Genomic DNA, 6,499 nt, shown 5'->3' on the forward strand with positions numbered 1-6,499 from the left:
CTCACCAATGTTTGCGCTACTCAAGCCGACATTCTCACTTCCGTTTCGTCCACACCTGCTTGCCGCTAGTGCTTCTTACTACCACGGAACGCTCCCCTACCGATAATCACTTATCCCACAGCTTCGGCATGTCGCTTAGCCCCATTCATTTTCGGCGCAGGAGCGCTTGACCAGTGAGCTATTACGCACTCTTTCAAGGGTGGCTGCTTCTAGGCAAACCTCCTGGTTGTCAATGCACTCCCACCTCCTTTGTCACTGAGCGACAATTTGGGGGCCTTAGCTGGTGGTCTGGGCTGTTTCCCTCTTGACGATGAAGCTTATCCCCCACCGTCTCACTGGTTGTGTGTACATCTGGTATTCAGAGTTTGTCTCGATTTGGTACAGCTTTCGCCGCCCGCACCGAAACAGTGCTTTACCCCCAGACTATATTCACAACCGCTGCGCCTCAACACATTTCGGGGAGAACCAGCTAGCTCCGGGTTCGATTGGCATTTCACCCCTAACCACATCTCATCCGCCGATTTTTCAACATCGGTCGGTGCGGACCTCCACTTGGTGTTACCCAAGCTTCATCCTGGACATGGTTAGATCACCCGGGTTCGGGTCTATCAACACTGATTCATTTTTAATGATTCGCCCTGTTCGGACTCGCTTTCGCTATGGCTGTGGCAGTGACTGCCTTTACCTACCAGTGCTGATAAGTCGCCGGCTCATTCTTCAACAGGCACGCGGTCAGACGTTTAATCGTCCTCCCACTGCTTGATGGCTGATGGTTTCATGTTCTGTTTCACTCCCCTTCCGGGGTTCTTTTCACCTTTCCCTCGCGGTACTGGTTCGCTATCGGTCACACAGGAGTATTTAGCCTTACCGAGTGGTCTCGGCGGATTCACACGGGATTTCACGTGCCCCGTGCTACTCGGGATTCAGCTAGGGCTGTTGCCATTTTTGACTACAGGACTTTCACCTTCTCTGGTGCAGTGTTCGGCTGCTTCGTCTAATTTTGACAGTCCCACCTCGCTGTCCCACTACCCCTACTAGATATACTGGTAGGTTTAGGCTTTTCCCGCTTCGCTCGCCGCTACTAGGGGAATCTCGGATTGATTTCTTTTCCTCCAGCTACTAAGATGTTTCAATTCGCTGGGTTGGCTCTGACCTGCTTATGGATTGGACAGGCAGTACAAGGGGTTGCCCCATTCGGATATTTCCGGATCTAATGCTTGCTTCCAGCTCCCCGGAACGTTTCGTCGGTCGCCACGTCCTTCTTCGCCTCTGTGTGCCAAGGTATCCACCATCAGCCTTTGTAGCTTGACCACATCAAGTTTGGTAATTATTTTGAGGAAAAATTTCCCCAACTAATTGCAAATCATTGGTGTCTACCTGCTTTGCATCAAACGTGTATTACCACGTTTAATCAAAACATTTGACAGTTGCTATGCAGTTTTCAAGGTTCTGGCTGGAAAGACATCCAGCATACTTTCCACTCCCAGTGGATTAGGTGCTGAATTCTGTTCTCATTTGAGCTAATTGTTAGGCAAGCAAACTTTGCAAAGCTGGCTGTAACTCGGTTAGCTTACGTTATTTAGGTACGTTATTTAGGTGGGCCATCCTGGACTTGAACCAGGGACCTCACCCTTATCAGGGGTGCGCTCTAACCACCTGAGCTAATAGCCCACTAATCGAACCGAATCATAGTTTGAAAGCCGAAATTTTTCACACACTTTTACTCTCGCTCGACCTTGGGATAACTGCCCTTTGAACTATTATTTTGAAATATGATGTTCAAATGTCACAGTAGGTCTCCCTAAAAAGGAGGTGATCCAGCCACACCTTCCGGTACGGCTACCTTGTTACGACTTCACCCCAGTCACCAGCCCCACCTTCGGCGTCCTCCTCCTTTGCAGGTTGGAGTAACGACTTCGGGCATGGCCAGCTCCCATGGTGTGACGGGCGGTGTGTACAAGGCCCGGGAACGTATTCACCGCAGTATGCTGACCTGCGATTACTAGCGATTCCGCCTTCACGCAGGCGAGTTGCAGCCTGCGATCTGAACTGAGCCTCAGTTTATGGGATTAGCAGACCATCGCTGGCTAGCTGCCCTTTGTCTGAAGCATTGTAGTACGTGTGTAGCCCAGGACGTAAGGGGCATGCTGACTTGACGTCATCCCCACCTTCCTCCGGTTTGTCACCGGCAGTCTCTTCAGAGTGCCCAACTGAATGCTGGCAACTAAAAACGAGGGTTGCGCTCGTTGCGGGACTTAACCCAACATCTCACGACACGAGCTGACGACAGCCATGCACCACCTGTGTTCCGGCTCCCGAAGGCACCCTCTGGTTTCCCAAAGGTTCCGGACATGTCAAGCCCTGGTAAGGTTCTTCGCGTTGCATCGAATTAAACCACATACTCCACCGCTTGTGCGGGCCCCCGTCAATTCCTTTGAGTTTCACACTTGCGTGCGTACTCCCCAGGCGGGATACTTAGCGCGTTAGCTGCGGCACTGTGAGGGTCGATACTCACAACACCTAGTATCCATCGTTTACGGCTAGGACTACTGGGGTATCTAATCCCATTCGCTCCCCTAGCTTTCGTCCCTGAGTGTCAGTGCAGGTCCAGCAGAGCGCTTTCGCCACTGGTGTTCTTCCCGATCTCTACGCATTTCACCGCTACACCGGGAATTCCCTCTGCCCCTACCGCACTCTAGCTGATGCAGTTTCCACTGCCTGTCTGGAGTTAAGCCCCAGCCTTTGACAGCAGACTTGCATTGCCACCTGCGGACGCTTTACGCCCAATCATTCCGGATAACGCTTGCATCCTCCGTATTACCGCGGCTGCTGGCACGGAGTTAGCCGATGCTGATTCCTCAAGTACCGTCATTGCTTCTTCCTTGAGAAAAGAGGTTTACAACCCAAGAGCCTTCCTCCCTCACGCGGTATTGCTCCGTCAGGCTTTCGCCCATTGCGGAAAATTCCCCACTGCTGCCTCCCGTAGGAGTCTGGGCCGTGTCTCAGTCCCAGTGTGGCTGATCGTCCTCTCAGACCAGCTACCGATCGCCGCCTTGGTAGGCCATTACCCTGCCAACTAGCTAATCGGACGCGAGCTCATCTTCTGGCAATTAATCTTTCACCCGTAGGTTCATCCGGTATTAGCAGCGGTTTCCCTCTGTTATCCCCGACCTGAAGCTAGATTCTCACGCGTTACTCACCCGTCCGCCACTAGGGTATTTCTACCCCCGTTCGACTTGCATGTGTTAAGCATACCGCCAGCGTTCATCCTGAGCCAGGATCAAACTCTCCGTTTTGTTCTGTTCCTATTTTCAATTCTTCAAAATAGGAAGAGTTTTTGAAGCGTTTGAATGACTCCAGAAGCTTTTTTCTAAAGCTTTTTGAGCTTTAGTTTCTCGCTTCCGGAACTTTTTTGTTTAAGTTGTTTCCTTGACGAGGTTTTAGTGTTATTCTGGCTTTCAAACTATTAATTTTTTCTAGGTTCGGTGCGTTTCGAGCCGCCGCTTTCGCTGCGTTTCTCTCGCCGCTTTATTAATGTAACAAGCCTGCCAAGAAGTGTCAAGCGGTTTGGCAAAATTTTTTTTAGATGGCTCAAACGCTCTCCTGGAGAGCGATTTGATCTAAATTAGCTCTGAAGAGCCAGAAAAATTGAGGAAAAAATTTTTGTGGAAAGTGCCGTAGCTGTTTTACCGCCTTGGATAGTGCTAGATCCGGTGCTGAAGAGCTGGTTGTTAGAGGATATCGGTCGGGGCGATCGCACCACGCAAAGCTTATTCCCAGGAAAAGCCCAAGTTGGACGCGCTGATTGGATTGCGAAAGAAACGGGTATTGTGGCTGGCTTACCCCTCGCAGGACGAGTATTTGAGCTTTTAAACTATCAAGTCACCTTCGTCCCTATCGTCGCAGAGGGTGATAGATGCCAAAAGGGACAGGTAGTGGCTCGCATTCACGGGCCATTCGATGTGCTGCTCTCCGGCGAACGGGTTGCCCTAAACATCGCTATGCGTCTCAGTGGCATTGCTACACTTACTAGAAAGTATGCCGAGCAAATCGCGGATCTGCCGACTCAACTGGTGGATACTCGCAAAACGACACCTGGATTGAGAGTACTGGAAAAGTACGCCACTCAAGTGGGAGGGGCTGTTAATCATCGTATGGGACTGGATGATGCGGTAATGATTAAGGATAACCACATTGAGGCGGCGGGCGGTATAGGAAAGGCGATCGCTCTCATCCGTTCCCGAATCCCCTATCCCTTAACTATAGAAGTGGAGACGGAAACTCCAGATCAAGTGCAGGAAGCCATCCAGCACGGTGCAGACATTATTATGCTGGACAATATGCCTCTGGGTATGATGCAGCAAGCGGTGCAGATGATTCGCCAGAAGAACGATCGCATCAAAATAGAAGCATCGGGCAACATCACCCTGGAAACTATCCGCGCTGTGGCTGAAACTGGCGTAGACTACATTTCTAGCAGTGCGCCCATTACTCGATCGACTTGGCTGGATTTGAGTATGAACATAGATATGAGTAGGATGGAGTAGATAAGCACGCAGTCTGAGTTCCCAGCAAAACACCAATGAATCCTACCCTTGAAAAACTCAAAACAAAGTTTGAGCAGGCTTCGATCGCAGCTTTTGGCAGTGAGTTTGCTGGGGCAGACCCAATGCTGGTGGCTGCTAGCAATCCAAAATTTGGTGATTATCAGTCCAACGCCGCCCTCTCTCTATCTAAGCAATTGAAGCAACCGCCCCGTGCGATCGCAGAAAAAATTGTTCAATATATTGATGTTAGCGACATCTGCGAACCGCCAACTGTAGCGGGGCCGGGTTTTATCAATTTCACACTCAAGCCTTCATACCTGGAAGCACAACTAAACGATATCCAGGCAGATTCTCGCTTGGGAATCGCACCGACAAAAAATCCTCAGCGAGTAATCGTCGATTTTTCCAGCCCCAATATTGCTAAAGAAATGCACGTCGGACACTTGCGATCGACTATCATTGGCGATTGCATTGCCCGCATTTTGGAATTTCAGGGTCACGATGTCCTGCGGCTGAATCATGTGGGCGATTGGGGAACTCAGTTTGGAATGCTAATCGCCTATTTGAGAGAAGTTTGTCCGTCAGCTTTGACCACCGCCAATGCAGTTGATTTAGGTGATTTAGTAAGTTTTTATCGGAAAGCTAAACAGCGGTTTGATGAAGATGAAAATTTCCAAGAAACTGCTCGTCAAGAAGTAGTAAAACTTCAAGCTGGCGATGAAGATTCGCGTCGGGCATGGCAATTACTGTGCGAACAATCGCGGCGAGAATTTCAGGTAATTTACGACTTGTTGGATGTCAAGGTAATCGAAAGAGGAGAATCTTTCTATAATCCTTTATTACCAACTGTAGTCGAAGACTTGGAAAAAACTGGTTTATTAGTTGAAGATAACGGTGCTAAGTGCGTTTTTCTGGAAGGATTTACTAACAAAGAAGGTGAACCGCTGCCTTTAATCGTGCAAAAATCTGATGGTGGATATAACTACGCCACTACAGATTTAGCAGCTTTGCGCTATCGGATTCAGCAAGATGATGCCGATCGCATTATCTACGTTACTGATGCCGGACAAGCAAATCACTTTGCACAAGTTTTTCAGGTAGCTAAACGCTCTGGCTGGATTCCAGATAGCCTAGAATTAATTCACGTTCCTTTTGGTTTGGTACTGGGTGAAGATAACAAGAAACTAAAAACCCGTTCTGGCGAAACTGTGCGATTAAAAGATTTGCTGGATGAAGCGCTCGATCGCGCTCGCGCAGACTTGGAAGCTAGACTTAAGGAAGAAGAACGTTCCGAAACAGAAGAATTTATTGCTAACGTTGGCAAAGTAATTGGTATTAGTGGGGTTAAGTATGCCGACTTAAGCCAAAACCGCAATAGCAATTATGTCTTCAGCTACGACAAGATGCTATCGCTGCAAGGCAATACAGCGCCATATTTACTTTATGCTTATGCTCGGATTCGTAGCATCGGTCGGAAAGGTAATATCGACTTTGAAAAACTGGGCAAAGATGCTAAAATCTTGCTAAATGAAGAAGCAGAATTGACGCTGGCAAAGCATTTATTACAGGTTAGCCAAGTCCTGAGTAACGCTGAGCAAGATTTACTCCCTAATCGACTTTGTGAGTATTTGTATGAACTCAGCAAGAAGTACAACCAATTTTTTGAGCAATGCCCTGTGCTTAAATCAGAAGAACCAGTGCGAACTTCTCGATTGATTCTCTGTGATTTAACTGCCAGAACTCTAAAGCTAGGATTATCTTTATTGGGAATTCAAGTTTTAGAGCGGATGTAATCAGTAAATACAGTAAAAAGGGGAATTTAATCACTATTTTCCCCTTTTATTTAAAATTCTATTATTTTGAGGTTGTCTGGCATCAACTAAGAGGCATACTGATCTACAAATTTCTGCAAACCTGCTTTATAGCCTTGTCCGACAGCTTGGAATAGATCG

At 48.3% G+C, this 6,499-nt stretch carries 2 protein-coding genes, 1 tRNA gene and 2 rRNA genes (1 of these 5 running past the window's edge); 2 read left to right on the forward strand and 3 right to left on the reverse strand.

Annotation, left to right across the window (positions count from 1 at the left end; genetic code table 11):
* From H6S82_RS02240 to H6S82_RS02250, 3 genes are all read right to left on the reverse strand, one after another.
* Positions 1-1,311: ribosomal RNA gene (locus H6S82_RS02240) — 23S ribosomal RNA — on the reverse strand (it extends 1,590 nt beyond the left edge of the window).
* A 286-nt stretch (positions 1,312-1,597) separates the two neighbouring features.
* Positions 1,598-1,671 (reverse strand) — tRNA-Ile (locus H6S82_RS02245).
* 134 nt (positions 1,672-1,805) lie between these two features.
* A 16S ribosomal RNA gene (locus H6S82_RS02250) occupies positions 1,806-3,296 on the reverse strand.
* The 16S and 23S rRNA genes sit together here with 1 tRNA gene alongside, the layout of an rRNA operon.
* A gap of 369 nt (positions 3,297-3,665) precedes the next feature.
* Between H6S82_RS02250 and nadC the strand changes: the two genes are divergently transcribed.
* Both nadC and argS read left to right on the forward strand, forming a co-directional pair.
* Positions 3,666-4,547 (forward strand): carboxylating nicotinate-nucleotide diphosphorylase, encoded by an 882-nt coding sequence (gene nadC, locus H6S82_RS02255; RefSeq protein WP_190475701.1) that lies wholly within the window; start codon positions 3,666-3,668, stop codon positions 4,545-4,547.
* Positions 4,548-4,582: 35 nt separating this feature from the next.
* Positions 4,583-6,340, forward strand: a complete 1,758-nt coding sequence (gene argS / locus H6S82_RS02260; protein ID WP_190475699.1) for an arginine--tRNA ligase — start codon at positions 4,583-4,585, stop codon at positions 6,338-6,340.
* Positions 6,341-6,499 lie beyond the last annotated feature (159 nt).

It is taken from the genome of Planktothrix sp. FACHB-1355, from assembly GCF_014748295.1.
Classification (GTDB): domain Bacteria; phylum Cyanobacteriota; class Cyanobacteriia; order Cyanobacteriales; family Aerosakkonemataceae; genus Aerosakkonema; species Aerosakkonema funiforme_A.